Raw genomic sequence first — 26399 nt, 5'->3', positions numbered from 1 at the left:
ATCTTGGAAATATTTTTATAATGGTAAAATTCTTTTATCGGTTTGTTTATAGGGGGTGGTCCATGATGAGTTAAGGGGCGGTTATCCGGAGTGAGACGGATTATATCCGGAGTAATGCCGGGCGTTATCCGGAGTGAGGTGCAAGATATCCGTAGTGAAACGCAATATATCCGTAGTAAAGTCTGGTGATATCCGTAGTGAAGAGCAGTTTATCCGTAGTAAAACTCATTTTATCCGTAGTGAAGCGCATTATATCCGTAGTGAAACGCATTATATCCGTAGTGAAACGCATTATATCCGTAGTGAAAACCATTTTATCCGTAGTGAAACGCAGTTTTTCCCTAGTGAAAACCGATTTATCCGTAGTCAAACATAATATATCCGTAGTGAAACTCATTTTATCCGCAGTCAAACCCTATATATCCCCAACAAAACCACTCTTCCTATAACCACCCATTTTTAAATCCATAAAAAACACCTACATGTGAACGATTTCACAAGTAGGTGCAAGAGAACAATACAACTTCCTATTAATTATATTTAAAACGCACACAAAAACAATTAAGCGTTTCCAGATTACTTTTTTAAAAAAATCCAATACAACTCGAATATGGATATCAAAAAATCAATCTCTCAAACTAAATTTAGAAAAACATACCAACAATCGTTGCTGTTAACATGGATGCCATTGTTGCACCGATCAATAACTTCATAGAATACTTGGCAACTATTTTACCTTGTTTTTCATTAATTGCTTTAATAGACCCTGCAACAATACCTAGTGTTCCAAAGTTCGCAAAGCTAATTAAATAAGTAGAAATCATTGCATGTGCTTTAGGTGAAAGTGTTTCAGCAATTGCCGCCAACTCACCCATTGCCACAAATTCATTCGTAATCAGTTTCGTAGCCATGATACTACCGACTTGGACAACTTCATCCCAAGGAACACCTAATACGAATGCAATCGGAGCAAACACCCAACCGAGAATTTCCGTAAACGTAATACCAAACATATTATCAAATGAACTATTTAATAATGTCACTAATGACATGAAACCGATTAACATTGCAGCAACAGTAATTGCCAGTTTAAAACCGTCGAGTATGTAATTACCTAACATTTGGAAAAATGGTTCTTTTTCTTTTTTCTCAACTCCCGGAGTTGCACCTACTGCAACAATCCCAACAGCTTTACTGCTCACCATTTCCTCTTCTTCACCGGCATCCTCTTTTTCAAATTGCTCCGGATCGTAAGGGTTAATGACACAAGAAATGATTAATGCTGAGAAAATATTTAAGAATACAGCTACAACGACGTATTGTCCCGGAACCATTGCCATATATGATGCCAACATAGCGGCACTTACCGCCGACATGGCTGATGCACAAATTGTATACAGTTGTTGCGGTTGTAATTTTGGAATACGTTCTTTAATCGTAATAAATACTTCAGGTTGACCTAAAATCGCGGTTGACGGGGCAAAATAACTTTCTAATTGACCCATTCCTGTGATTTTATTAATTAACCAGCCTGTCCATTTAATAATAAATGGCAACACATTAATATAATTTAAAATACCTACTAGTGCAGAAATAAAGACAATTGGCATTAATACATTGAAGAAGAATACGAATCCGCCAGATTCCAATTCAATGCCGCCAAATACGAAGCCAACGCCGCCTTTTGCTTGGTCCATCAACCAGTTAAAGAAATCGGAAATGGCACCTAATATGGTGATACCGGCTGTCGTGTTTAAGGCGAGGAATGAGATCACAAGTTGCACTCCAATCATGATTCCCATCTGTTTATAGCGGACATTTAAGAAAATTAGTAAATACGCCGTGGCTGTAGGTCCTTCCTATAAAACGCTCGATGAAAATTATGTAAAAGATGCCATTGAATCGGGTTTACAAGTTCATCCTTATACCGTTGACGACCCATATGTAATTCAACAACTTGAAAAATGGGGTGTAACCGGGATTTTCACAAACTTTATTGATGTATTTGAACGAGATATAAGTTTTCATTTTCTATTTACCTACTTAAACGAACCTCGTGGAAGTGAAGAAATTCTGTTTTATTATTCTCCTGTTAAAAAATCATTGGTACAGGATATTCATTACAGTACTTTATCAACGTATTTAAACAGATGTATTGTAGTTAATATAGAAAGTGCCGCAATCCCCAACCTTAGTTTGTTTAAACACCAATCAACATATCCTTTTTACAAACCATCCCCCTTTACCCCTGTTGTGACAATGAATCTCTACCACATGTAATAAGCCTCTTGTCAACGAGTGACCAGAGGCTTTAAGATTAGAAGAATCAATTTTAACTAAAATAGCAAAATTAATATTTATAAGATCGTCCACCATCGATGTTAATAACTGCAGCGTTTACAAATGAAGCTTCTCCTGATAATAAGAACGCAACAACGTTAGCAACTTCTTCAGGCTTACCAAAACGTTTTGTTGGGTTTACACTTACAAATGCTTTCCCAGCTTCTTCAGGATTTACTGGATCTAATTGACGTAATGATGCTTCAACCATCGGTGTCATAATCGCACCCGGTGCAATCGCATTTACCGTAATACCATATTCACCATACTCTACAGCAGAGTTGCGTGTTAATCCAACAACACCATGTTTACTTGCTGCATAACCAGACTGATTACCAACACCACGAATACCACCAACAGATGCTGTGTTAACAATCGCACCAGATCCTTGTTCTTTCATTACTTTTAATACGTGTTTTAATCCGTAAAATACACCATTTAAGTTTACGCTGACTACTTTACCAAACTCATCAACACCGAAGTCCTCTGTTAAGTTTTGTTTTCCTTCAATACCTGCATTATTGAAGAATCCATCGATTCTACCAAACTTCTCAACTGTTTTATTCACATAATTTTGAACTTCTTCTTCTTTAGCAACGTTAGCAGTAACTAAAAGTACTTCAGCCTCAGGTGCTACTTCTAAAACTTTCGCTTTTGTTTCTTCCAGACCTTTTTCATTCAGGTCAACTAATGCTAATTTTGCCCCTTCTTTCGCAATACGCACTGCGGTAGCTTGTCCTAATCCAGAACCTCCACCAGTAATAAGAACAACTTTATTTTCATAACGACTCATAATTATTTCCCCCTCATGTTTTTATTCCACATATGTTGTAAAAGAGTTTCTAGTTTTTGACAACTTTGTGAACACTTTCATTATAAAACGTTTGTAAGTTAATGTCAATTAGAGAATCTCGAAACAGAATTATTTTATTTTAAAATATTGATCTTTATCAAAAGGATTTTTTTGATTTCATTAACAATCGTTATCGCTATCAGCTTGCCTAACCATCTTTTACATAAAATTTACAAATAAAAATTAATAGACTACGGGAATTTACAAAAAATTCACACGCCCTTTATCAATAGTAAATATGCCGACAATATATAGTTCGTAGAATAATAGCGAACAGTTAATGAGATTCTTAAATAACTGTGAAGCCAAGGATTCGATCATTAGATTAATGTGAACCCGATACGCTGAATTCAAAACTGAAGGATGTGGATTTCTTTGAGGAGAATTTTATTAGCTTTTTCATTTATATTCATTACACTATTTATAACGGGATGTAATACTAGTCATACAACAAATGTTGTTAATACCGTTTCCGACCTCCATATTAATCAAACAAGTCTACTAGAATCTGAAGATCTATTAATAATTGCTCACCGTGGCGCAAGTGCCTATGCACCAGAACATACTTTGGTGTCATATAAACTAGCAAAGGAATTAGGAGCAGACTATATCGAAATCGATTTACAAATGACAAAAGACGGACATTTAGTTGCGATGCATGATGACACGGTTGACCGAACAACAAACAGCGAGGGGAAGGTTTCCAATTTTACACTTGCTGAGTTAAAAAAGTTAGATGCGGGGTCTTGGTTCAACGAAGAACTTCCAGAATATGCAAATCCCGATTTTGAAAATTTAAAGGTTCCAACTTTACGAGAAATATTTGAAGAATTCGGTCATGACGTAAATTATTACATAGAAACGAAAAATCCTGACCAATATACGAATATGGAAAGTGCCTTATTATCTTTACTTGATGAATTCGGTTTACTAGACGAAACGGTCGAGCCTGGAAAAGTATTAATTCAATCGTTCAGTGAAAAAAGTTTGCGAACGATTCATGAGATGGAGCCATCTTTATCTTTAGTACAATTACAAACGCAGAAGGAAGCAAAAAAGGCGACAAAGAAAACTTTCAAAAAAATTAGTGAATATGCGGTAGCTGTCGGGCCAAATTACAAAGCCATTGATGAAGATTATGTAAAAAAAGCAACTGACGCGGGCTTGCATGTTCACCCATTTACCGTCGATGATCCTCAAGAAATTGAACAACTCGAAAATTGGGGTGTAGCAGGAGTCTTTACAAATTATACCGATATATATGAAAAACTGGCTAAAGTAAGATTTTGATACACGGAGATTTTGATACACGGAGATTTTGATACACGGGGACAGGTCCAGCGTTGGATACACGGGGACAGGTCCAGCGTTGCATTCTTTTGCAACACCGGGTCTGTCCCTGTATTTTAATGCAACAAAGGACCATTCCTTTGATTCACATCCACGAATTCAATGCAACAAGGGACCTGTCCCCCTGATTCACCCACTGCACTGGGACAACGAACACGCCCCGTACCACCGCAGCCCTATCCCACCGTTAAGAAAAGGTTAATTTTTTTAATTCACGGTTGAAATAGTCAACGGTTTGTAAATCATTGTTAAGATTCTGTCAATTACGCCATCTCTCAAAAAAATTATGCTTTAATAAAAACTGGAATTGGAAAAGGAGGTTAGGTATGAGTCAGGTTGAACTGATTAATATTTCAAAATCATACGATAAACAAAAGGACGTCTTAGACGGAATAAATTTAACAATTGAAGAAGGCGAGTTTTTCGTCCTTGTTGGACCTTCTGGATCAGGGAAGAGTACTTTACTCCGAATGATTGCAGGATTGGAAGACATTACAGGAGGTTTTTTAAAAATAGGTGGACATACGGTAAACCACTTACCACCAAAAGACCGAAACTTATCAATGGTTTTCCAAAACTATGCCCTGTATCCACATTTAACTGTCGAACAAAATATTCTTTTCGGCCTAAAAGCTAGAAAAGTAGATAAACAGGAACAACAAAAAAGATTAAAAGATGCAGCAGAAATGCTCGGACTAACCGATCTATTAAAACGGAAACCAAGAGAATTATCAGGTGGACAAAGACAACGGGTTGCTTTAGGACGCTCCGTCGTAAGTCACGCTCCACTCTGTTTAATGGATGAGCCGCTATCCAACTTGGATGCGAAATTACGAGCAAATATGCGTGTTGAAATTCGTAGACTACAAAAACGTCTCGGACTAACAATGATTTACGTTACCCACGACCAAGTAGAAGCAATGACGATGGGTGACCGGATTATGGTTTTAAATGATGGAAAAATCCAACAAGTCGGTAAACCAATCACACTTTATAATGAACCAGAAAATCTATTCGTTGCGACTTTTATCGGTTCGCCAAAAATGAACTTAGCAGACGCAGCCTTTTCTGAGGACGGACGTTTTCTAATTATAGAAAATAATATCAAAATTGCTGTTGACTCAGCATTATTTACCAACATTCCACGAAATCGCAAATTAAAAATAGGCATTCGTGCGGAACATCTTTTCCCAGGAATGACGAAAAAAGAAAACATCCACAACGTCGAAGTGGTTAACGTAGAACAACTAGGTAACGAAACAATGATTGCCTTCGAAGTAGGCTCAGAATTATGGACAGCAAAATGGACAGGTCAATGGAATATCCAATACAGCCAACGTATACCAATCCAAATACTACCTGAATATTTATTATTCTTCGACGCAGAATCTGGTAAATTAATTCAATCTGCTCAAGAAGGTAAAAGACAAGAGGTTGTATCGGTATGAGTATGACAAGCCCAATCATTGAGACGAATGAATCTTATCTAAAAAAAGTCGAAAAAGTCCATAAGCAAAACCGTATAAAGAGTTTACTTAAAGGTTTACTATTTTTACTGCCATCCATTATTTTATTTGGTGTCTTTGTTTTCTACCCATTGTTTCGAACCATTTACTTAAGTTTCTTTTTAACAGATGCCAAAGGGGCAACAACTGTATTCGTAGGTTGGGAACACTACGTGAATATGTTCACAGACCCAATCTTTTTAAAAAGTATAAAAAACACATTCCTGTTCGTTATATATACTGTACCAGTTACGGTCATCATTAGTTTATTTCTGGCCGTAATTGCGAACGAAAAATTAAAAGGGATTGGCTTTTTCCGAACGATTTTCTCATCCACAATGGGTGTATCTGTAGCAGCCGCTTCTGTATTCTGGCTCTACTTATTTAACCCAACGATGGGACTGTTAAATGAATTCTTACAAATGTTCGAGCTTGACCCGATTGGTTGGTTAACAGACCCGAAATGGGCACTCATTTCTGTAGCCGTCACAACCATTTGGATGAATGTCGGTTTTACCTTTTTAATTTTGCTTGGTGGATTACAATCGATTGATTCTTCTCTATACGAAAGTGCGGATATCGAAGGTTCAAGCTATTTTTACAAACTTAGAAGAATTACTATACCGTTGCTGTCACCGACATTATTTTTCGTTATAACAGTATCGATTATTAATTCATTCCAAACCTTTGGACAGATTGATATTTTAACGCAAGGTGGACCGGCAAACGAAACGAATTTAATCGTGTATTCCATCTATCGTGAAGCCTTTGTAAACTATCAATTTGGATCCGCCAGTGCCCAAGCAGTTGTGTTATTCATTATTATCTTAATCATGACTGCCATCCAATTTAAAGTAGGCGAAAGGAGGGTTCATTATCAATGACACTTAGTCTTGGTAAAAAAATCACATTTTATATCTTACTAATCATCTCTGCACTCCTTCTCGCTGGTCCAATGTTGATGGCCATCGTGATGAGTTTTATGACGAATCAAGATATTTTATCTGGAAGTTTGCCGACAGCATTAACATTTGATAACTATATTGCGGCCTTTGAAAAATTTCCACTGATGAAATTTTTACTGAATAGTTTTATCGTGTCTACTGTGATTATGCTAGGCCAACTGATTTTAGCAAGTCTAGCTGCCTATGCCTTTGTATTTATGGAGTTTAAAGGTAGAGATTTACTATTCTTTATTTTTATCGGAACAATGATGGTTCCATTTGAAGCATCAGTGATACCAAACTTCCATATTATAAGAGATTTGAACTGGATTGATACTTATCCAGGGTTAACCGTTCCCTTTTTCGCAACGGCTTTCGGTACCTTTTTATTAAGGCAAAATTTCAAACAAATTCCAAAAGAATTACGGGAAGCTAGTTTAATAGAGGGAATTGGTGATTTTAAATTCTTTTTAACAGTCGTTTTACCAGTGGCAAAATCAAGCTTAATTACATTAGGTGCTTATGGATTTTTAACCTCATGGAATATGTACTTATGGCCACTATTGGCAACGACGAATGATTCTGTTCGAACTGTTCAAATTGGGTTAAAACAGTTACAAACTCAAGAACAATTGAACGATTGGGGAATGATTATGGCAGGTGCCGTAACGGTAATCATCCCAACATTAATTCTACTTTTCCTAGGTCAAAAGAGATTACAAAAAGGTTTAACTGAAGGGGCAATTAAATAACTCTCTTCATAAACATAATTTTTTTAAAAAAAGGAGAAAAGGAAATGAAAAAACTTTCATTTATGTTGACACTAATTGCTGTTCTACTATTAGCTGCCTGTGGTGGCGGAAGTAGTGATTCTTCTTCTGGATCTGGCGGTCAAACAGAAGATGGTAAACAAATTGTTACATTCTGGCATTCCATGGGTGGTGCTGGACAAGACGCATTAAATAGTATTGTTGAAGATTTTAACGCTTCTCAAGATAAAATCGAAGTTGTTGCTGAATATCAAGGTACTTATGATGAATCTTTAACAAAATTTAATGCCGTTGCTGGAACGGACAGTGCTCCTACTATGATTCAAACTTTTGAAATTGGAACAATGTCTATGATTAACAGTGGAAATATTAAACCAATCCAAGATTTAATTGATGAAGATGGTTATGATATGAGTGGTTTAGAAGAAAACATTGTAAACTACTATTCTTTAGATGGAAAATTCTATTCAATGCCGTTTAACTCTTCAACTCCAGTTATGTACTATAATAAAGACGCATTTGCAGCTGCTGGTTTAGACCATGAAAACCCACCGGCAACTTTTGAAGAAATTGAAGAAGTTTCGAAAAAAATCGGTGAAGCAAATGATGGCATGAAAGGTTTCGCTTTACAAGCTTACGGTTGGTTATGGGAACAATTACTAGCTAACCAAGGTGCATTACTATTAAACAATGATAACGGTCGTACAGGTACACCGACAGAAATCGGTTGGACGGAAGAAGAAGGTAAATCTATCCTTAACTGGGTAAAACGTATGGTTGATGATGGTACATTCGCGAACTACGGTACAAATGGCGATAACATGATTGCTGGTTTCTTAGCTGGTGACGTTGCCATGTTCTTACAATCTTCTGCAAGTGCCCGTGACGTAATTGATAGTGCTGACTTTGAAGTAGGTATTGCATTCTTACCACATCCAGGAGATAAAGAGCGTCAAGGTGTTGTAATTGGTGGTGCTTCTTTATGGATGATCGATGGTAAACCTGAAGAAGAAACAAAAGCTGCTTGGGAATTCATGAAATACTTACAAACGCCTGAAGTTCAAGGTAAATGGCATGTTGGGACAGGATACTTCGCAATTAACCCAGAAGCTTATGAAACAGATATTGTAAAAGAAGCTTGGGAAGAAATGCCACAATTAAAAGTAACAGTTGAACAATTACAATCAACAAAATCATCTTATGCAACTCAAGGTGCATTAATGGACATGCTTCCAGAAGGACGTAAAATCATGGAAACTGCTTTAGAAACAATCTACAACGGCGGTGACGTTGACGAAGCATACGAAACAGCAGTAAAACAATTTAATGAAGCAATCGAAACTGCAAACAGAGCCCGTGGTGAATAATATTATAGGGTGATACAGGGGGACAGGTCCCTTGTATCACTTCTAGCTAACAGTTCGAAATGCAACAAGGGGACAGGTTCACTGTTCCCTTTTTTTGTGGGGATGAATGATACACAGGGAATGATACACGGGGACGGGTCCATCGTTTCACTTTTTTCGAATGATACACGGGGAATGATACACGGGAATGATACACGGGAATGATACACGGGGACGGGTCCATCGTTTCACTTTTATCTATTCCCTAACAGCTCTGATTCCTACTAGATAATAAAACACGGAGGCAGGCCCCATCGTTCAGCTTAATCTAGAGTTTAACTCTCATCTCGCTAAAACAAATGAAACATAGGGACAGTACTAGGTGCCGCACGCCCAAAGTAAGAAGTCTAACTTTCGGGGACAACACCTTACTGCCCCTATCTTTTTGCGTTCAACAAACCTCATAATAAATAATATTTCTTGTCCAACGAACATTTTGGCCGTAAAACTAATAAAATATATAAACAAAGGTTCGAAATCATTTTAGAATCGGATTGGGACACCGGACCAGCACCACCGTTCCGCCTAAGAACCGCAAAATATTCTGGATCGGAACGAAACACCGGACCTGTCCCTCCGTACCAAGGGGGTGAGTGATGAGATTTTTTCTTTTTGTTCTTGTTACTTTTTGTTTATTGGCCGGATGCAGCAGTTCGACGACAAAAGCAACCCTCCCCACAACGGATCATTTATTAATTTTCGCACACCGCGGAGCTAGTGGTTATGCTCCTGAAAATACGATGGCTTCTTACAGACTCGCATACGAATTAGGTGCTGATTATATTGAAATTGATCTACAGATGACAAAGGATGGTCATTTAGTTGCTTTGCATGATGATTCACTGGATCGCACAACAAATGGGAAAGGGAAAGTTTTTTTACACACGCTGGAAGAGTTGAAACAATTGGATGCAGGTTCATGGTTCAATGAGCAATTCCCTAGCTTTGCCAAACTTGAATACGAAGGCTTAACAATCCCGACTTTACGGGAAATTTTTGAAGAATTTGGTCATGATATGAACTATTACATTGAAATGAAAAACCCTCAACAATACAATAATATGGAAGATACGCTAATTTTGTTACTTGAGGAATACGGCTTTTTAGATGATGTTTCTGACGGAAAAGTCATTATTTCTTCCTTTAATGAAAGAAGTTTACGAATCCTCTATGCAATGGAACCTTCTTTACCCTTAACAAAACTCCAATCCCCTTATGAGGTAAAAAAATCCACAAAGAACACCTTTAAAAAAATTAGTAAATACGCTGTTGCGGTTGGCCCCTCTTACAAATCCATCAATGAAGAATATATTAAAAATGCACTTGATATCGGTTTGCAAATCCATCCTTATACCGTTGATGACCCATTTGCAATTGAACAATTGGAAAAATGGGGAGTGACTGGAATTTTTACAAACTTTATTGATGTATCTAATCCAGATGTTTATATAATGTTAAATCAGGAAGGAAAGTTCGATGAAACACTTTTTCAAACATTTAGCGCTGCCCAAATAACAAAAAAACCTCCACAGTTAAATTTAGTGGGGGTTAATTTCATTTTGATACATAGGGACGGGTTTAGGTACACAGGGACGGGTTCAGTGTTTCACCTTTTGGTACACTGGACCCGTCCCTCTGTTTCACTTCCAACTTCTGGTACACCGGACCCGTCCCCCTGTTGCATCCTGTTCAATTCTGATCGATTTTCCGTTTCCCCGCCCGGTGGATAACACTGGTCGATATTCCTGTCACTCTTGACAATTGTCGTATTGATACACCCGGGATTTTTTTCATCTCCACCAATATAGAATCCCGCTCCGTTTTTTCCAGTTGCTGTAAAACACTAACACTTTCAATCCCTAATCGGCGTAATTGCTCCCGCACATCTTGATCTTTTAATCTCATTTTCACCGTATCTTCCAAGCACTCATCATCATTTGGCTGTTCCATATATTCCACAAAACGAATAATAGCCTCATTTCGATTCAGCCCAAACAATCGTAGCGCAAAATCAACATCAACTAAGTTGGTAGTAGACATCTTTTCAAAGTGAACCGAACCAGCATAAGCAATATTACCGTATACAACATCACCTACTATGTTCACCTGGTCCAAATACTCATTCATGCTCGTCCATTTCGATCCAAACACATCTTTAGCTAGTCCAGCCTTCATCGGATTTTGATGAATATACCGTAGCACTTTTAAAAAATACCCACTACTTTCCACTGTTTCACTTCTAAACCTTCCTTGAAACAAATTCCCGTACCGATTGTACTTTTCGTTATACCAATACACATAACTTGAACAAATCCGCTTGACGGCTGCTGAAATTCCTTCTCTCCCTTCTTTTATTAACAAATGTACATGATTATCCATCAAAGCATAACCATACAAAAAATAACCACTTACTTCCTTATAACGTTTTACCGTCCGTAAAAATCTCCACCGATCTTCAGTATCCTCAAATATCATCTGCTTATTAACCCCTCGTAACATAATATGGTAAATGCCACTCCGGCTCCGCTCCCTAGCTTTCCTAGGCACAACAATACCTCCTTTGGTACACGGGGACAGGTCCGTCGTTTCATTTTTATAAAAAAAAACAAATTAATCTCATTCCAACAAGGCACTGACAATAAAAACAATATGAATTTCTAATCAGGGAAATTAACACCATTTTTTATTGAGGAAAAATATACTCACTTAATAAAATCTCTATAAAGTAAAAGGGAGAAAGGGAAGAAAAAAGGAAAAGGGAGTTCAAGAAATGATAATACTAGGATAATAAAAGTAATGTTTCTCTACCATTTTGAAAATTGATGGTCAAATATTAGGGAACTCAACTATACAACTCTGTTCCTACACAATTAATTTTTTTAACTGAGCTTTTAATTCATCTAAAATCTCATTAACTGTAACCTCATTATTAGTATAAACTTTTTCATATGTACTCATGAGTAGTTCTTTTAACTTAGTCAATTTTTCCTGATCCATCAACATTCAAACCCCTTTAGTAAAAAATTCCAAAATCCACCTAATAAAAAATATACACAATTCATTAAAATCTGTCAATTCAAACCAATGTGGTACACAGGGACGGGTCCCTCGTTCCACTTATAACCTATATTTTATATTAGTAGATTTAGACATTTAATTCATAAAAATAAGTCCCTCAAAATTCCAGGGACCCCCTTATCAATATATTTACGAATGGAGCTTTTCTTCTCCCTCATGTTTATCTGAATTTTGACTCTGCTGTTCATATTTAGCTTCATCTTCCTGTAATCTATCACAGATAAAACATCGCTTCGTGTAAATATTATATTTATGTTTATTAAAAAACTTACAATCTATCCACCATCTAATTTTTCTCATAATACCATCCTTAATATATTTGACTTTCTTTATATATATCAGATGAATATTATACGAATGTAACATTTAATAAACTATCTATTTAATATTCTATTACAGCGAAAAAAGAGGTACATGGTTCTCTCGCTCCATTTTTAAAAGAAATTACTAGATAGATAAAAATGCTAGGTAAAAACAAGGTGAAACAATATACCATATTTCAAGTGATAAACAGGATTTGGCTGCTTGTTGCACCAACTCGCCTTTATCACCACAAATGCAACACCGAACCTGTCCCCCTGTAGCACCACCCATGTATCACCACTGAAAATGAAACACTGAACCCGTCCCCATGTACCACCCGTTCCAGCATATTCCCACAAGTTGTTTCATACGTATGGAAGGAGAGCTTGTCTTCGTTAGGGAGGGTTTGACTTGTCTGAAATTTTATCAAGAATTGCTGCGATGATTGTTGGAAGTTTTTTGCTCGGGGTTGGTGTTAACGGATTTTTAGTACCACATTATTTACTGGATGGTGGATTTATCGGCATTGCCCTTCTTATACAATATTATTTCCAATTTCCTGCCGGGCTTTGTTCCGCTTTATTAAGCCTTCCTCTCATTATTTACGCCTGGAAAAAGGATCGTAAACAATTTCATGGGAGTTTTTACGGCATGATTCTCACCGCCATATTTATCGACATACTTTCTCCTTATCAATTCATTCTCCCGATTGGTTTAAGTGCTATTTTAGGTGGAGCCATTTGTGGAATTGCAGTTGGTCTTATGCTTCGTTATGAGACAAGTACGGCGGGAACAGATTTACTCGCCTATTTTATTTCAAAAATCACGCCAATTAACATCGGTATCTTGTTTGTCATAATAGACGGGTTAATCGTTTTATCAGGATACCAAGTATTAGGTTTGGAAAGTGTTTTATTCTCTACTATTACGATTTTAGTTGCCGGGTCACTGGCTTCGATCTGTTATGAGCGGTTTTAACCGTAAAAATTATTTGTCAAAAATCCGACAAAATTAGGGACTTTTTTACTAAAATTCTTACGGAAAAAGAAGGACTTTGTCACTTCATGTAGAATTTTATAAAACATTAGAATTATTTTAAAATTTTTTGTAATAAAAATTATTTATAAGGTAGTTTTGACCATGATACGCATCTGGTCATCAAGTCAGAAGTATCATTGCATCATGTTCAAAATTGAACTTCTTGAGACTGGAACACGGGACCTGTCCCTGCGTACCAAATTTCTTCTAAAAAATTTTTTAAGGAGGAATTGATTTATGTTCAATAACTATTTTATAAATAATCAAACATATAGCTTTTATTCAAATTTTGATAATAACGGTTTTGAATATTCAATGGTGATTGAGAAGGAACAAGAATTTCAAGTAAAAAAATCACCACTTAAGATTGTACAGAAATCATTTGAACATATCGGTTCCGATTATGAAGGAGCGATTCGTGGTGCACGGGCAATTTTAAACAGAAGAAATCATATTCCAGTTGTCTTTTCTGCATCTACCGAGATTGTATTACTGAACTTTCCAACGATTGATCAGCTTGGTAGAGTATGGATTGTTAATAAGTATATTTATGATGTTAGACCTTGTGAAGAAAAAACAACAACGATCATTCAAATGGTAAACGGTCGAACGATTCAAGTTGGGATGAAGTTTCAACTTGTTCATGATCGTTGTATCCAGGCTACCTATCTACAACGTATCGCGTTACTGAGGCATCCATAATATTCATGTTTTTATTTAAGAGATTTAAGTGGTTAAAATTTTTGGTGCTAGAGCAGGTCCTTGTCCTTCTTAAAAGAAGTTCACCTTTTGTATAAAATTACATACTACACCATTTGTTATTACCGTTTAAAAAACATACCAAGTATTGGTTATTTGAACTCATTTAATTCTTACCATCAATTGATTATAATGAAGATAGGAGATGTGATGATTATGAATGAAAATCGTATCGAAAATATGCTATCTCAATTAATTTCAATGGTGGGTTCTATACAAACTGAACAACAAGCAATGAAAAGCAAATTTAAAGAAATGAAAAGCGATATTGCAGAGATGAAGTGTGAGATAAAGGAAGTAAAACAGCAGCAGGAAAGTATACAGAATAGACTAGAGAAGTTAGAAACAATTTCTGAGGAACGTCACAAGGAAATTTTGGAGCGCTTTGAATCCCTTGAGCGAGATCAAGATTTTATTTGGGAAAAAACAGCCCGGAACGAGCGGGAAATTGGTAATATAAAAAGGCAGATGGGATAGGAAACTTTAATAGTTCCTATCCTAACTTTTTCGTACAAAAACATTCCCAACACAAAATCAACGTTTTCACTTTCAAACACGGAATCTTCCTTGTTGAAACAGAAAAAGAAGCAGTTGCATCCCAACAAATCTGAATACTCTTGAAATTAACCTCAAAATATAACCATCAAATACTCATTTGTAGCCACCACTTTAACTTTTTCATCACTCCATCCCTTTAATATCATTAAAACGCTAAATTAAATTATGTAAATCTTTATAGCCTTTCAAGACCTCTGTACTAATTAAGGTCTTTTTAACTATGATTTAGTTTGAATATATCGTATAGTCAATAAATTTTACTCAATTTTTTAATTTTTTTACAACAACAGTCCCCTCTTCCAAACTTATTTAGAAAAGATATGCAGATATACACTTTACAAGGCAAAGGAAAACGATTAAATGAACTATATAGTTTTTCGGGACTTCGTAACCTATCACCCACAACCAATTTATGAAAATATACTTTATTAAATTATCACCTTGAACAAGTTTTAGCTTGCTTCAAGTTGATACTAAAACACCTGGTTAGCCATTTGATAAACTATTCATATCAAAAACCATTATAGGATCATTATCTTCAAATCTATAAGTATCAAAATCTAATTTAGAATAAAATGCGATTAAACGGTCAATTTCTTCTATACGTTTCATTTTAGATTCATCGTTAAAATCAATATTTTCAATTGGTGCAGGATGCAAAACGATATAATCTATATCTAAAATATGGGATAAACGAATCAGTTCTTTAATTGCTTCTGTACCGTATCCTTTATTTCGATATTCAGACTTTATCGATAGTTTGTTTAGCGTAAGGAATTTTGGAGAACAAGCTTCTAATTCTTCTTCAAATAATTTAAGAAATTGAGCCATCAACCACTCCTCATCACCTGATGAAGCATCTGCCGCTTCCCATAATTGATATTTACTCACTAAGTTTGAATTATATATTTTAAATCTAATGCTTCCTATCTCATTTACTTCACCTTCCGTAGTACGAATAATCTCCCCGTTCCCAACTATCACGGAAAATTCAACATCAACCAACATTGAAGTGTTCAGTGAAATAGAATACCAATCGTCCTCGTCATTATTTGGATTTCCTTCAGATTGTAGTTTATTGAAAAGCTTGTCAAACTGCTCCTCACCGAAAAGCAAATCACATAAAACTATATCAAATCCAATACTTTCGTCTAAGACTCCGAGTTTTATTAAATGGTTATGTAAAGTCTTGATACCCATAATTCTTTGAAAGTTGCCTTTTCTTTTCGATTTTTTATTTACTGTGTAATACGCAACATCTCCTGAAGGTAAAATTGCGAAATGAATCTCATATTTTGGCGTAATAATAATACCTGTTATTTCATGAATGATTTGAAGTAAGCACTTGGAATGGTTCTTAACAGCCGTTTTGATAAACTTTATATTTTTCTCTCTATCTATTGATGATGTTCCATAAGACAATGCTTTTTTTAATTCTTCCTTACTTTTAAAATACGGTGAATAAAATTGGATAAGTTCTTCTGTTAAACTCATTTTTACACTCCTTTCTAATCAATTCATAAAATAAATATACCACGAACACACGTTCTTGTTAAGCGTTTTCTATAACACTAACTATGGTTGCTTTTATAATCGGTGTAATTATTGTGTTCTTTATCATTCGCTCTATCATTAAACCTATTAACGCATTAAACGCCCAGGCTCTAGCAATTAGCCAAGGAGATTTATCAAAACCGATTGAAGTGACGACGAAGGATGAAATTGGTCAACTGGCAAATGCGATGACAACAATGCAGAACATGTTGAAAAATATGATCGTACGGATTACAAGTTCTTCAGAACGAATGGCCGACCATAGTAAAAAGTTAACACAAACTTCAAATGAAGTAAGTGCTGGTACTGAACAAATCACACAAACAATGGATGAACTCGCTACAGGTGCTGAAACACAAGCAAATAACGCAGGTGAATTTTCTAAAGAAGTGGAAGGTTTTACAAACCGCCTACAAGAAGCGAATATGCGTACCGAGGAAATTTATCATTCATCAAGGAACGTACTTTCTATTACCGTAAATGGTAGCCAGTTAATGGATGAATCAGCAAAACAAATGAATAAGATAAATGAAGTTGTTAAAAATTCTGTTGTTAAAATTAAAAAGTTAGCAAAACAATCCGAAGAAATTTCAAAATTAGTTGTTGTTATTCAAGAAATTGCGGATCAAACGAATCTACTTGCATTAAACGCAGCAATTGAAGCTGCACGTGCTGGCGAACATGGGAAAGGATTCTTTGTTGTAGCTGAAGAAGTTCGTAAATTAGCTGAACAAGTTGCAGGTTCTGTTGCGGACATTTCCAACATCGTCGAAAATATTCAAACTGAAACAAACGATGTAACTAGCACATTGAAACTTGGTTACGAAGAAGTCGCTCAAGGACCAGAAAAAATCCAGAGTACAGAAGAAGCTTTCCACCAAATCCATAATTCCGTTGTACAACAATCAAAAAACATTTTACAAGTTTCACAAACCTTCAAAGAGATTGTTGCAAGAGGCAATGAAATGAATAGTACATCCAAGAAATAGCCGCGGTATCAGAAGAATCAGCTGCAGGAATTGAACAAACCGCTGCCTCTAGCCAACAAGTAAGCAGCTCAATGCAAGAAATAGCAGCAAGCGCAGAAGAACTAGCCCGATTAGGTGATGAATTACTTGAGGCGGTAAGGAAGTTTAAGTTATAGTGGTTTAAACTTGATAATATATTTTGTGAAAAATTAGAGGATGGAGCAAATTATACCGAATAGCTCCTCCTCTATTTTTTATTATAAATCCAATTCAACAATTCGAACTCAAAATCAATAAACTAAAAAAATAATTTATCACAATAATAAAGAAAATGTATTTACTTAAGTTCTACAACTAATTGAAACAGTAATCATGCTATACTTAAGTATAGTATAATGAAAAAGCAATTAATAGAAAAAGAAAGGCTGATATCATGAAAATATTAGTATTAGGTGGAGCTGGATATATCGGTTCCCATGCCGTTTATCAATTAATTGACCAAGGTTATGAAGTTGTAGTTGTTGATAATTTACAAACAGGTCATCGGGAAGCGATTCATCCACAAGCGACTTTTTATGAAGGAGATATTCGCAATCGTGAATTTTTAAACGAAGTATTTCAAAAAGAAGAAATTAAAGGGGTTATTCACTTTGCAGCCAATTCCCTTGTTGGCGAATCAATGGAAAACCCACTAAAATATTATGATAACAATGTTTATGGCACACAAGTGTTACTCGAAGCTATGATTGCTGCAAATGTAAAACATATTGTCTTTTCTTCAACGGCAGCAACATACGGTGAACCGGAAGCAGTTCCAATTACGGAAGAAATGGTAACTGCGCCAACAAATACATATGGCGAAACAAAACTTGCAATGGAAAAGATGATGAAATGGTGTGAACAAGCCCATGGTTTAAGTTATGTGGCACTACGCTATTTTAATGTAGCAGGAGCTCGCTCAACAGGAGAAATTGGTGAGGACCATGACCCAGAGACTCACTTAATCCCTGTTGTTTTACAAACTGCATTAGGAAAACGCGAGTATGTTACTGTTTTCGGTGAAGATTATCCAACAAAAGATGGAACTTGTATTCGTGATTATATTCATGTTGAAGATTTAATTGATGCCCATATTTTAGCGCTACAATATTTACTTGATGGCGGAAAAAGTGATGTGTTTAACCTTGGAAGCAATCAAGGTTTTTCTGTAAAAGAAATTATCGATATGGCAAGGAAAGTTACTGAAAAAGAAATCCCTGCAAAAATTGGAGAAAGACGTGCTGGAGATCCAAGTGTTCTAATTGCATCTTCAGAGAAAGCAAAAAATATACTTGGTTGGAAACCTTCACGTACAAACATTGAACGGATTATAACCGATGCTTGGAATTGGCATGTAAACCATCCAAATGGTTATAACGGTTAGTAAGGTGTCATACGATAAAAGCGGCAAGTGGTAAGAAAACGGTTTTCTCCACTTGTCTTTTTTTGTCCCTAATTCCCCTCAGTTGCCCTCTCCTAAACAAATTTTCACCCGCGTTGCACCCTTATTAAAAACAAACTTTTATCCTTTTATAAAATTGATTATTTTCTTTATTGATACAGATTTTTTTGTTACAATCCAGATAGGTCTGTTCAATTCAATTGAGCATAAGCTATAATGAATTCGAGAGAACAAAAAGGAGATTTTTACAAATAAAATGGCTATGTCACGTAGAAATTCAAAAAAACAACGCAAAAAAAGACGCTTACGGCGTAGAATAAAAATTGGACTCTTATCTTTACTCATAATTTTCCTTGCTGTTTTTACATACGGAGTTTACTTATACATAAAAACCACATCCATGTTAGCTGACTCCTACGAAGATGATGGCCGGGAAAAATCCGCTTTACGCGAAACCACTGTCGATCCATCGAAGGATAATTTTTCATTATTAATCATCGGGGCAGATACGAGTGAGACAAGGGAAAGCTTAGGAAATCCACGATCGGATGCGTTAATTTATGCAACGCTGAATAAAAGTGAAAATAGTATTAAACTATTGAGTATTCCAAGGGATTCGCTTGTATACATCCCCTATTTAGATAAAGAAACAAAAATCAACCACGCGTATTCGTCTAAAGGCGGTTTAAACGCGACAATCGAAACGGTCGAACATCTATTAGAAGTTCCCGTTGATTATTACGTAACGTTAAACTTTGAAGCGTTTATCGGAATCGTCGATGCGTTAGGCGGGATTACAATCGATGTACCTTTTGAAATCTTTGAGCAAAATTCGAAAGACGAGTATAATGCAATCCACTTGCGCCCGGGAAAACAAGTTTTGAACGGTGAAGAAGCGCTTGCCTTTGCTCGAACAAGAAAATACGATAATGATATCGAACGGGGTAAACGTCAGCAAGAAGTGATTAAAGCCGTTTTTGAAAAAGCGAAGTCACTTAACGCCGTGTTAAATGCCGGAGAAATTATTGATTCCATTGGCGATAATATGAAAACAAATTTACGCTCAAATGAAATTTTCAGCTTTATCTCTTACGCCCTAAATGGAAGTGGTTTAAACATTGAATCATTAACATTAGATGGGGACGATTATTGGCCTGGAAAAACTTATTATTACAAACTGGATGAAGAAGCTCTGGATGAAACAAGGCAGATTTTACAAGATCACCTTGAATACAGTGGAGCTCGAAATAAAGTAAATGTCCGATGATTTTTTTGGTAAAAAATAGATCCTAATACTACATTGTTTTATATGCAAAACCCAGGAATGCAGTGATATACGCATTCTTGGGTTATTTTTTATAAAAAATTCCTTTCAACCGAAGCCCGCATGTACTAGGTGATTATGAACACTCAATTAGTAGCTACAACACTAACGTATACGTATTGAAGAAAAGGACGAAACCAATCGCCTTTCCTAGACAAATTGCCATGTATTTTGCCAGAGAATCAACAGATGCGTTTTAATTTTGTACCTTCCGTCTCATATTTCTAATATTTTCGTTGAATTTAAGAGATTGTGATTGCTAGGCTTGAAAAATGTGACGTTTTTTATCATTTTCGTTTGTTCTATGAGCGAGTTTCGGGATTTTTCGAGCGATTTGGTCATTTTTAGGAGCGAGTAGTCCGATTTAATGAGCGACTTTTCAATTCTATGAGCGAATCGGTTTTCTACGAGCGTTTAGATCTAGTCTAGGAGCGAGTTACAACACTCAATGAGCGATTGCGTTTGTAAAATTTCTTTTTTAATAGGCTAGGAGCAAAATTCATAGTCCTTAGAGCGACTTTTTCAATTTATATGACCAATTTCATATACTTTTTTATATAAATCCACCTTAATTATGTGCAAATTCGGTAATTGTGTGCGAATTTGCAGATTTTTCGTGCGAAAATTGCAAATTACGTGCGATTTCCTCTTTTTTCGTGCGATAATCATATTTTTCGTGCGAAAACCTCAGATAAGCAATTTTTTCATAAAAAAGACTAATTTTATATTCTATATGCGGTTCTCACACAGCTACTAGACTGCATCGTCGATGCCAGTCCGACAAACCGCTTGTATCACAAAAAAAAGACAGGTCTCTCTTTTCAATTTCCAATAATTGAAAAGAGACCTGTCTTATATTCACATGAAACTTGCCAACTGAATATGTCCCCAAATATTACTCATAAAATTGTGGGTCACTGGACCTGTCCCCCTGTCCCACTATTCAATCGGAAGCGGGGATCTTTGCCTTGGTTAAATGCCTCCCGCTCTCCCGAGGTTTCCTGCTCTAATCCTTGTCCCAATTCTTGTCCAAATTCGCCTTCACCTGATAAGGCGTTATGAACATTTCTTAGTTCTTCATCAGGAACTTGATAGTAATAAACCCCATCTATATACACATCTTCACCTTGTAACATATAACCTTGGAAATTTTTTTGCTAAATGATTGTAATCTAATAATAATTTTTTCATATCATCAAAAGTCATGTTCGTTTGCAAATTGTCGCCTAAAACGTCGATCACACTGTTCAATTTCAGGACAGTTGCCATATTTTTCCCTTTATCGATGATCGCATTGATGACTTTCCGTTGCCGTTCAGCCCGGCCAAAGTCGCTATTCGGGTCAAGGTGACGCATTCGTACGTAGCCGAGTGCTTTCTCCCCGTCTAACTCAATTTCACCCTTTTCCCAGCGATATCCTTTCTTGTAGTAACCTTCATCGATCCATTCGATTTCGTTGTTAACCGTGATACCGCCAATGGCGTCAATTAAGTCAGCCAGCCCTTCCATATTTATCTCCACATAATAATCGAGATCTAAATCGAGGAACTTTTCCACTGTAGCAACAGACATATCGGCACCGCCATATGCATAAGCATGATTAATTTTCGTTTCAAATCCTTTACCGGCAATTTCGGCTAACGTGTCCCGTGGGATACTAACAACGGTCGTTTGCTCATCTTCCGGGTTTAATGATGCGATCATAATCGAATCAGATCGCCCGCCGTCATTATCCCGTTCATCGACTCCAAGCAGCAAAATATTGATCAATTCTTTCTTTTCCAACTTCTCCTGTGCTACTTCTGTATCAATCGATTCAATATTTGTGTTTATTTTTTCATTGACCGTCTATTTGGCATGTCCATAAATGCTGTAAACATAACCGGCAATCCCTAAAACAAATAAAAGGAGAACCTAACCGATCATTTTCTTCAATCTATGTTTTTTCTTTTTATGTTTCGTTGACCTAGATTTTAACTGTTGTCCCATCACCATCATCCTTAGTAAAAATTAACAAGATAACACAAATTAAGCTCTACTAGCCCTATTCAAGCTGCACAAACTATTAAAACTCGACATTTTTTGACAAAAATTCAAAATTATAAAAAATATGTATTCCATAAAAATGGTAGTGACTTTTCGCAACCACTACCAAATTTATTATAAAAATATTTATCAGTCACCTACAATTTTAATTGCTCAGGAAGATTTGAAATTTTACCAAAGGAATAAAGAATTGCTTGAACAATTCGTTCCGATGCCCTACCATCACCGTATGGGTTTGATGATTTTGCCATTTGATCGTATTCCGCTTGGTCCGTCAATAGCGTATTCGTCATGTTGTAAATCATTTCTTCGTCTGTACCCACAAGTTTCAATGTTCCTGCTTTAATTCCTTCAGGACGCTCCGTTGTATCACGCAATACAAGAACAGGAACACCTAATGAAGGTGCTTCTTCTTGAATACCGCCGGAATCTGTTAAAATAATATGTGCCCTTGCTAAGAAGTTATGAAAGTCAATAACTTCAAGCGGTTTAATTAAATGAATCCGAGGGTCGTTACCTAAAACTTCATCGGCAACTTCACGAACAGCTGGATTCAAGTGAACCGGGTAAACGACTTGTAAATTATCATGTTCGTTTACAATTCGTTTTATGGCACGGAAAATATGACGCATTGGTTCACCTAAGTTTTCTCTGCGGTGGGCAGTGACGAGAATCATTTTGTCATTACCGATTTTTTCAAGTATCGGATTTGTGTACGATTCTGTAACCGTTGTTTTCAATGCATCAATAGCCGTATTCCCAGTCACGAAAATCGTATCTTTATTCTTATTTTCGTTTAATAAGTTTTGTTTTGATTGATCTGTTGGTGCGAAGTGTAAGTCAGAAATAATTCCTGTTAGTTGTCGGTTCATTTCTTCAGGGAATGGTGAATACTTATTCCATGTCCGCAGTCCGGCTTCCACATGTCCCACTTTAATTTGATTGTAAAAAGCAGCAAGACTCGCAACAAAAGTCGTCAAAGTATCACCATGAACTAAAACAATGTCAGGTTTTACTTCTTTCATGACACCGTCCAGCCCTTTTAAAGCAGCCACAGTAACATCTACTAGCGTTTGGCGATCTTTCATAATATTTAAGTCGTAATCAGGTATGATATCAAAAACTTTAAGTACTTGATCAAGCATTTGACGATGTTGTGCAGTGACTGTTACAATCGATTCAATTTTATCTGGATACTTTTTCAGTTCTAATACGAGCGGGGCCATTTTAATTGCTTCTGGTCTCGTCCCAAATACCGTCATTACTTTGATTTTGCCCATAATATATTATGCACCTCAAATATTTTATTAGGAAAATTACTATTCTTTGAAAGGGTTTTAAATACAAAAAATCCAATTCTACTATACCAATTAGAGTGTTTTAAGTCAAAGGTAGTTAGGAATGAAATAGGGCGAAAGAGCTAATACTCTAAACAAATATAATTGTCAGAGTGGGACACTAGGTACGTCCCCTTGCACACTTGTCAAACTGGGACAACGAACCCGTCCCCCTGTCCCACACCCCCCTGTCCCACACCTGTCCCAATTCCTACCATTTAATATCTAAGATAGTCAAGTTGTAAGGATTTTGGTATGATAATAGAATGTATAGATGTATTTTTTACTTATTTTCACATGATCAATTCATGTAAGGAGAATCAATTCACAAATGATGAAATTATTAAAGAAAAATATTTTCGATTCGAATACAAGAAACGTTAAAAAATATCGTAAATTAGTGAATAAAATAAATGCATTAGAACCTGAAATGGAAAAATTATCGGACGATGAATTACGGGCGAAAACAGAGGAATTTAAACAAGCGTTACAAAACGGTAAAACTGTGGAAGATATCCGTGTTGAAGCATTTGCTGTTGTTCGTGAGGCATCGAAACGGGTCCTTGGCATGCGTCATTATGATGTGCAATTAATCGGTGGACTTGCTTTAGCTGAAGGAAATATTGCCGAAATGGCAACGGGTGAAGGTAAAACCCTCGTCGCTTCTGCTCCAAGTTATTTACGAGCTTTAGAAGGAAAAGGTGTTCACGTTATTACTGTAAACGACTACTTAGCGAAGCGTGACCGTGAACTAATCGGACAAATTCATGAATTTCTCGGTCTTACAGTAGGCTTGAACTTACCACAAATGCCACCGCATGAGAAAAAAGCAGCTTACCAAGCAGATATAACGTACGGAATCGGTACTGAGTTTGGCTTCGATTATCTTCGTGACAATATGGTTATGAATAAAGACGCTAAAGTTCAACGGCCTTATCATTATGCGTTGATCGACGAAATCGACTCCGTATTAATTGATGAAGCGAAAACGCCACTTATTATTGCAGGAAAGTCTTCAGGGAATAAAGAACTTCGTAAAATCGCAAGTAAAGTAGCGAAACGATTAAAACGAGATGAAGATTACCAATTTGACAGTGAAACAAAAACGGTTTCTTTATTGCCAGACGGGATCGATAAAGTTGAAGACATTTTTAGCATAGATAACTTATTCGACCTTGAACATCAGCCGCTCTATCATTATGTCATTCAAGCTGTCCGCGCTGAAGTTTTATTTGAAAAAGACGTTGATTACATTATTAAAGATGGAAAAATTGAACTGATTGACCAATTCACTGGGCGGGTAATGGAAGGTCGCTCTCTTAGCGATGGTCTTCATCAGGCAATTGAAGCAAAAGAAAATCTTGAACTAACGGATGAAAACAAAACATACGCTTCGGTAACAATTCAAAACTATTTCCGTATGTACCCGATTTTATCAGGGATGACTGGTACTGCAAAAACAGAGGAAAAAGAATTTCTGAAGGTCTATAATATGGAAGTTATTACAATTCCGACGAATAAACCAAAAATCAGAATTGACATGCCAGACGTTGTTTACCAAACCATTGATAAAAAATACGAAGCCGTAACGAGAGAAGTTTTAGAACGGCATAAAAAAGGACAACCCGTTCTTGTTGGAACAACTTCCATTTTACAATCTGAAAAACTAGCCGAGCTTTTTGAAAAAGCAGGCATTCCTTATCAGCTACTTAATGCGAAAAATGTCGAGAATGAGGCGGCATTAATCGCAAAAGCAGGTCAGAAAGGAATGGTTACCATTTCAACGAACATGGCTGGTCGCGGTACTGATATTCTTCTCGGTGAAGGAGTAGCTGAACTAGGAGGACTTCATGTAATCGGTACAGAACGCCATGAAAGCCGTCGCGTTGACAATCAGTTAAAAGGCCGTGCTGGTCGCCAAGGAGATCCTGGTTCATCCCAGTTTTTCATCTCACTAGAAGATGACATGTTCGTTCGGTATGCACATGAAAAATTAGAAAAAATCCAAAAGAAAATGCAAGTCGAAGAAGATGGTCGTGTCGTTTATAATCAGATTGACGAATTTGTCGATAGCACACAGAAAATTGTCGAAGGACTCATGTACCAAATTCGCGAGTACAATTTAAAATTAGATGATGTCATTAACAGCCAACGATATGTTATTTATAAATTACGTGACCGCATCCTCGAGTCAGAACAATTAACAGAAATGTTCATCGATATTCTTAAAGACGCCATAAAATGTGAAACAGAATCCTTTATTCCAGAATATGAAGAAGAATTGGACTCAGAAAAACGAAATCGCCTAGAACAATTATTACAAAAAATGTTGGCAAATACGGAACTTACACTTCCTGAAAAGATCGAAACGTCAAAAGAAATCGAAGAATTTATCGCTCCTTTTGTGGAACAATATATTGACAAAGTTCGTCAAGTTAGCGACAACCCTGACGTGGAACAATACTTAAGAAATATGATGCTTGCGACCATTGATCGTTTCTGGACAGATCATTTAGAAGCCATGACACGGTTAAGGGAAGGTATTGGTTACAGACAATATCAACAAGAAGACCCGATGCGGATATACGAAAAAGAGGGTTTTGATATTTTCCAAGAGACTTATAACAAAATCCAAAGAACTATTGCTAACCAGTTTGCTACGTATCTCCCAAGCGTAACTGGAGAAGAAAAATAACAGAGGTCAAATAATCCAACTGTAAAATAGGGAAGTGCAATTGAAGAACGATTGCCTTCCCAATTTTATAAGTGGGAGAATCCATCAATTCAATTCCCTGCCCCATCTCTATTACCAGGACTTCTTAATA

General features: G+C 36.4%; 24 protein-coding genes and 1 pseudogene. 16 read left to right on the top strand and 9 right to left on the bottom strand.

Annotated elements, in window-relative coordinates:
* The first annotated feature begins 154 nt into the window (after window positions 1–154).
* Window positions 155–376, top strand: coding sequence for a hypothetical protein (locus GW534_RS09830; protein WP_161920838.1), 222 nt, complete (start codon window positions 155–157; stop codon window positions 374–376).
* Between the two features lie 268 nt (window positions 377–644).
* On the opposite strand, the gene GW534_RS16800 is transcribed toward GW534_RS09830, so the two are convergent.
* Window positions 645–1829, bottom strand: coding sequence for a NupC/NupG family nucleoside CNT transporter (locus tag GW534_RS16800; protein ID WP_312854655.1), 1185 nt, complete (start codon window positions 1827–1829; stop codon window positions 645–647).
* A 13-nt stretch (window positions 1830–1842) separates the two neighbouring features.
* On the opposite strand from GW534_RS16800, the gene GW534_RS09820 reads away from it, so the two are divergent.
* A complete protein-coding gene (locus GW534_RS09820; RefSeq protein WP_161920836.1) occupies window positions 1843–2280 on the top strand; it encodes a glycerophosphodiester phosphodiesterase in 438 nt (145 codons plus the stop codon).
* A 70-nt stretch (window positions 2281–2350) separates the two neighbouring features.
* Here the strand turns inward: GW534_RS09820 and GW534_RS09815 are convergent, their stop codons facing one another.
* Window positions 2351–3133 carry a glucose 1-dehydrogenase gene (locus GW534_RS09815; RefSeq protein WP_161920835.1) on the bottom strand — a complete coding sequence of 261 codons (783 nt, stop codon included), beginning with the start codon at window positions 3131–3133 and terminating at the stop codon, window positions 2351–2353.
* A 435-nt stretch (window positions 3134–3568) separates the two neighbouring features.
* Here GW534_RS09815 and GW534_RS09810 point away from each other — a divergent pair, with 435 nt between their 5' ends.
* From GW534_RS09810 to GW534_RS09790, 5 genes are all read left to right on the top strand, one after another.
* Window positions 3569–4483, top strand: a complete 915-nt coding sequence (locus GW534_RS09810; RefSeq protein WP_246204066.1) for a glycerophosphodiester phosphodiesterase — start codon at window positions 3569–3571, stop codon at window positions 4481–4483.
* Between the two features lie 386 nt (window positions 4484–4869).
* Window positions 4870–5991: an ABC transporter ATP-binding protein gene (locus GW534_RS09805; RefSeq protein ID WP_161920833.1), complete on the top strand. Its 1122-nt coding sequence runs from the start codon at window positions 4870–4872 to the stop codon at window positions 5989–5991.
* Between the two features lie 2 nt (window positions 5992–5993).
* Window positions 5994–6932, top strand: a complete 939-nt coding sequence (locus GW534_RS09800) for a carbohydrate ABC transporter permease (protein ID WP_161920841.1) — start codon at window positions 5994–5996, stop codon at window positions 6930–6932.
* Complete coding sequence (locus GW534_RS09795; protein WP_161920832.1) at window positions 6929–7744, top strand: carbohydrate ABC transporter permease; 816 nt, start codon at window positions 6929–6931, stop codon at window positions 7742–7744. The genes GW534_RS09800 and GW534_RS09795 overlap by 4 nt, the downstream gene beginning before the upstream one ends.
* 44 nt (window positions 7745–7788) lie before the next feature.
* Entirely contained in the window at window positions 7789–9129 is a 1341-nt protein-coding gene (locus GW534_RS09790) for an ABC transporter substrate-binding protein (RefSeq protein WP_161920831.1), read from the top strand.
* A gap of 440 nt (window positions 9130–9569) precedes the next feature.
* On the opposite strand, the gene GW534_RS09785 is transcribed toward GW534_RS09790, so the two are convergent.
* Window positions 9570–9731 carry a hypothetical protein gene (locus GW534_RS09785; RefSeq protein ID WP_161920830.1) on the bottom strand — a complete coding sequence of 54 codons (162 nt, stop codon included), beginning with the start codon at window positions 9729–9731 and terminating at the stop codon, window positions 9570–9572.
* A gap of 33 nt (window positions 9732–9764) precedes the next feature.
* On the opposite strand from GW534_RS09785, the gene GW534_RS09780 reads away from it, so the two are divergent.
* Entirely contained in the window at window positions 9765–10898 is a 1134-nt protein-coding gene (locus GW534_RS09780; protein ID WP_161920829.1) for a glycerophosphodiester phosphodiesterase, read from the top strand.
* Here the strand turns inward: GW534_RS09780 and GW534_RS09775 are convergent.
* Together GW534_RS09775 and GW534_RS09770 are read right to left on the bottom strand one after the other, a co-directional pair.
* Window positions 10858–11715 carry a transposase gene (locus tag GW534_RS09775; RefSeq protein WP_161920828.1) on the bottom strand — a complete coding sequence of 286 codons (858 nt, stop codon included), beginning with the start codon at window positions 11713–11715 and terminating at the stop codon, window positions 10858–10860. The genes GW534_RS09780 and GW534_RS09775 overlap by 41 nt on opposite strands.
* Window positions 11716–12030: 315 nt before the next feature.
* Window positions 12031–12168, bottom strand: coding sequence for a hypothetical protein (locus GW534_RS09770; protein ID WP_161920827.1), 138 nt, complete (start codon window positions 12166–12168; stop codon window positions 12031–12033).
* A 792-nt stretch (window positions 12169–12960) separates the two neighbouring features.
* On the opposite strand from GW534_RS09770, the gene GW534_RS09765 reads away from it, so the two are divergent.
* The 3 genes from GW534_RS09765 to GW534_RS09755 all read left to right on the top strand — a co-directional run bounded on the left by GW534_RS09765 (window position 12961) and on the right by GW534_RS09755 (window position 14823).
* A complete protein-coding gene (locus tag GW534_RS09765) occupies window positions 12961–13527 on the top strand; it encodes a YitT family protein (RefSeq protein ID WP_246204064.1) in 567 nt (188 codons plus the stop codon).
* A gap of 297 nt (window positions 13528–13824) precedes the next feature.
* Window positions 13825–14289, top strand: a complete 465-nt coding sequence (locus GW534_RS09760) for a competence protein ComK (RefSeq protein WP_161920826.1) — start codon at window positions 13825–13827, stop codon at window positions 14287–14289.
* A 213-nt stretch (window positions 14290–14502) separates the two neighbouring features.
* On the top strand, window positions 14503–14823 hold the full coding sequence (locus GW534_RS09755) for a hypothetical protein (RefSeq protein ID WP_161920825.1): 321 nt from the start codon (window positions 14503–14505) through the stop codon (window positions 14821–14823).
* 567 nt (window positions 14824–15390) lie between these two features.
* Here the strand turns inward: GW534_RS09755 and GW534_RS09750 are convergent.
* The gene (locus tag GW534_RS09750; protein ID WP_161920824.1) at window positions 15391–16398 is read right to left on the bottom strand and encodes a GNAT family N-acetyltransferase; all 1008 of its coding nucleotides are present in this window, start codon (window positions 16396–16398) and stop codon (window positions 15391–15393) included.
* An 83-nt stretch (window positions 16399–16481) separates the two neighbouring features.
* Between GW534_RS09750 and GW534_RS09745 the strand changes: the two genes are divergently transcribed.
* The 4 genes and pseudogenes from GW534_RS09745 to GW534_RS16430 form a co-directional block, all read left to right on the top strand.
* The gene (locus GW534_RS09745; RefSeq protein WP_161920823.1) at window positions 16482–17447 is read left to right on the top strand and encodes a methyl-accepting chemotaxis protein; all 966 of its coding nucleotides are present in this window, start codon (window positions 16482–16484) and stop codon (window positions 17445–17447) included.
* 412 nt (window positions 17448–17859) lie between these two features.
* Window positions 17860–18849: a UDP-glucose 4-epimerase GalE gene (galE, locus tag GW534_RS09740; protein ID WP_161920822.1), complete on the top strand. Its 990-nt coding sequence runs from the start codon at window positions 17860–17862 to the stop codon at window positions 18847–18849.
* Window positions 18850–19267: 418 nt separating this feature from the next.
* Window positions 19268–20134 carry an LCP family protein gene (locus tag GW534_RS09735; RefSeq protein WP_246204062.1) on the top strand — a complete coding sequence of 289 codons (867 nt, stop codon included), beginning with the start codon at window positions 19268–19270 and terminating at the stop codon, window positions 20132–20134.
* Window positions 20135–20310: 176 nt separating this feature from the next.
* Window positions 20311–20385: pseudogene (locus GW534_RS16430) on the top strand (helix-turn-helix domain-containing protein); the annotation flags it as partial.
* Between the two features lie 720 nt (window positions 20386–21105).
* On the opposite strand, the gene GW534_RS16795 reads toward GW534_RS16430, so the two are convergent.
* The 3 genes from GW534_RS16795 to wecB form a co-directional block, all read right to left on the bottom strand.
* Window positions 21106–21327, bottom strand: coding sequence for a hypothetical protein (locus GW534_RS16795; RefSeq protein WP_312854654.1), 222 nt, complete (start codon window positions 21325–21327; stop codon window positions 21106–21108).
* Window positions 21314–21976 carry an LCP family protein gene (locus tag GW534_RS09730; protein ID WP_312854653.1) on the bottom strand — a complete coding sequence of 221 codons (663 nt, stop codon included), beginning with the start codon at window positions 21974–21976 and terminating at the stop codon, window positions 21314–21316. Before GW534_RS09730 ends, GW534_RS16795 begins: the two co-directional genes overlap by 14 nt.
* A 398-nt stretch (window positions 21977–22374) precedes the next feature.
* The gene (gene wecB / locus GW534_RS09725; protein WP_161920839.1) at window positions 22375–23520 is read right to left on the bottom strand and encodes a non-hydrolyzing UDP-N-acetylglucosamine 2-epimerase; all 1146 of its coding nucleotides are present in this window, start codon (window positions 23518–23520) and stop codon (window positions 22375–22377) included.
* A gap of 385 nt (window positions 23521–23905) precedes the next feature.
* Between wecB and secA2 the strand changes: the two genes are divergently transcribed.
* The gene (gene secA2, locus GW534_RS09720; RefSeq protein ID WP_161920820.1) at window positions 23906–26269 is read left to right on the top strand and encodes an accessory Sec system translocase SecA2; all 2364 of its coding nucleotides are present in this window, start codon (window positions 23906–23908) and stop codon (window positions 26267–26269) included.
* The last annotated feature ends 130 nt before the right edge of the window (window positions 26270–26399 follow it).

The sequence above is a fragment of the Pallidibacillus pasinlerensis genome, assembly GCF_009996845.1.
Classification (GTDB): Bacteria; Bacillota; Bacilli; order Bacillales; family Caldibacillaceae; genus Pallidibacillus; species Pallidibacillus pasinlerensis.
This window is presented reverse-complemented; position numbering and strand designations above follow the sequence as displayed.

Excerpts from the sequence above, each read along its gene's own strand:
- GW534_RS09815 (WP_161920835.1), bottom strand. The coding sequence starts at position 3,133 with ATGAGTCGTTATGAAAATAAAGTTGTTCTTATTACTGGTGGAGGTTCT.
- GW534_RS09805 (WP_161920833.1), top strand. The coding sequence starts at position 4,870 with ATGAGTCAGGTTGAACTGATTAATATTTCAAAATCATACGATAAACAA.
- GW534_RS09800 (WP_161920841.1), top strand. The coding sequence starts at position 5,994 with ATGACAAGCCCAATCATTGAGACGAATGAATCTTATCTAAAAAAAGTC.
- GW534_RS09795 (WP_161920832.1), top strand. The coding sequence starts at position 6,929 with ATGACACTTAGTCTTGGTAAAAAAATCACATTTTATATCTTACTAATC.
- GW534_RS09790 (WP_161920831.1), top strand. The coding sequence starts at position 7,789 with ATGAAAAAACTTTCATTTATGTTGACACTAATTGCTGTTCTACTATTA.
- GW534_RS09780 (WP_161920829.1), top strand. The coding sequence starts at position 9,765 with ATGAGATTTTTTCTTTTTGTTCTTGTTACTTTTTGTTTATTGGCCGGA.
- GW534_RS09760 (WP_161920826.1), top strand. The coding sequence starts at position 13,825 with ATGTTCAATAACTATTTTATAAATAATCAAACATATAGCTTTTATTCA.
- GW534_RS09755 (WP_161920825.1), top strand. The coding sequence starts at position 14,503 with ATGAATGAAAATCGTATCGAAAATATGCTATCTCAATTAATTTCAATG.
- GW534_RS09750 (WP_161920824.1), bottom strand. The coding sequence starts at position 16,398 with ATGAGTTTAACAGAAGAACTTATCCAATTTTATTCACCGTATTTTAAA.
- GW534_RS09745 (WP_161920823.1), top strand. The coding sequence starts at position 16,482 with ATGGTTGCTTTTATAATCGGTGTAATTATTGTGTTCTTTATCATTCGC.
- galE (WP_161920822.1), top strand. The coding sequence starts at position 17,860 with ATGAAAATATTAGTATTAGGTGGAGCTGGATATATCGGTTCCCATGCC.
- GW534_RS09735 (WP_246204062.1), top strand. The coding sequence starts at position 19,268 with ATGTTAGCTGACTCCTACGAAGATGATGGCCGGGAAAAATCCGCTTTA.
- GW534_RS16795 (WP_312854654.1), bottom strand. The coding sequence starts at position 21,327 with ATGTTACAAGGTGAAGATGTGTATATAGATGGGGTTTATTACTATCAA.
- secA2 (WP_161920820.1), top strand. The coding sequence starts at position 23,906 with ATGATGAAATTATTAAAGAAAAATATTTTCGATTCGAATACAAGAAAC.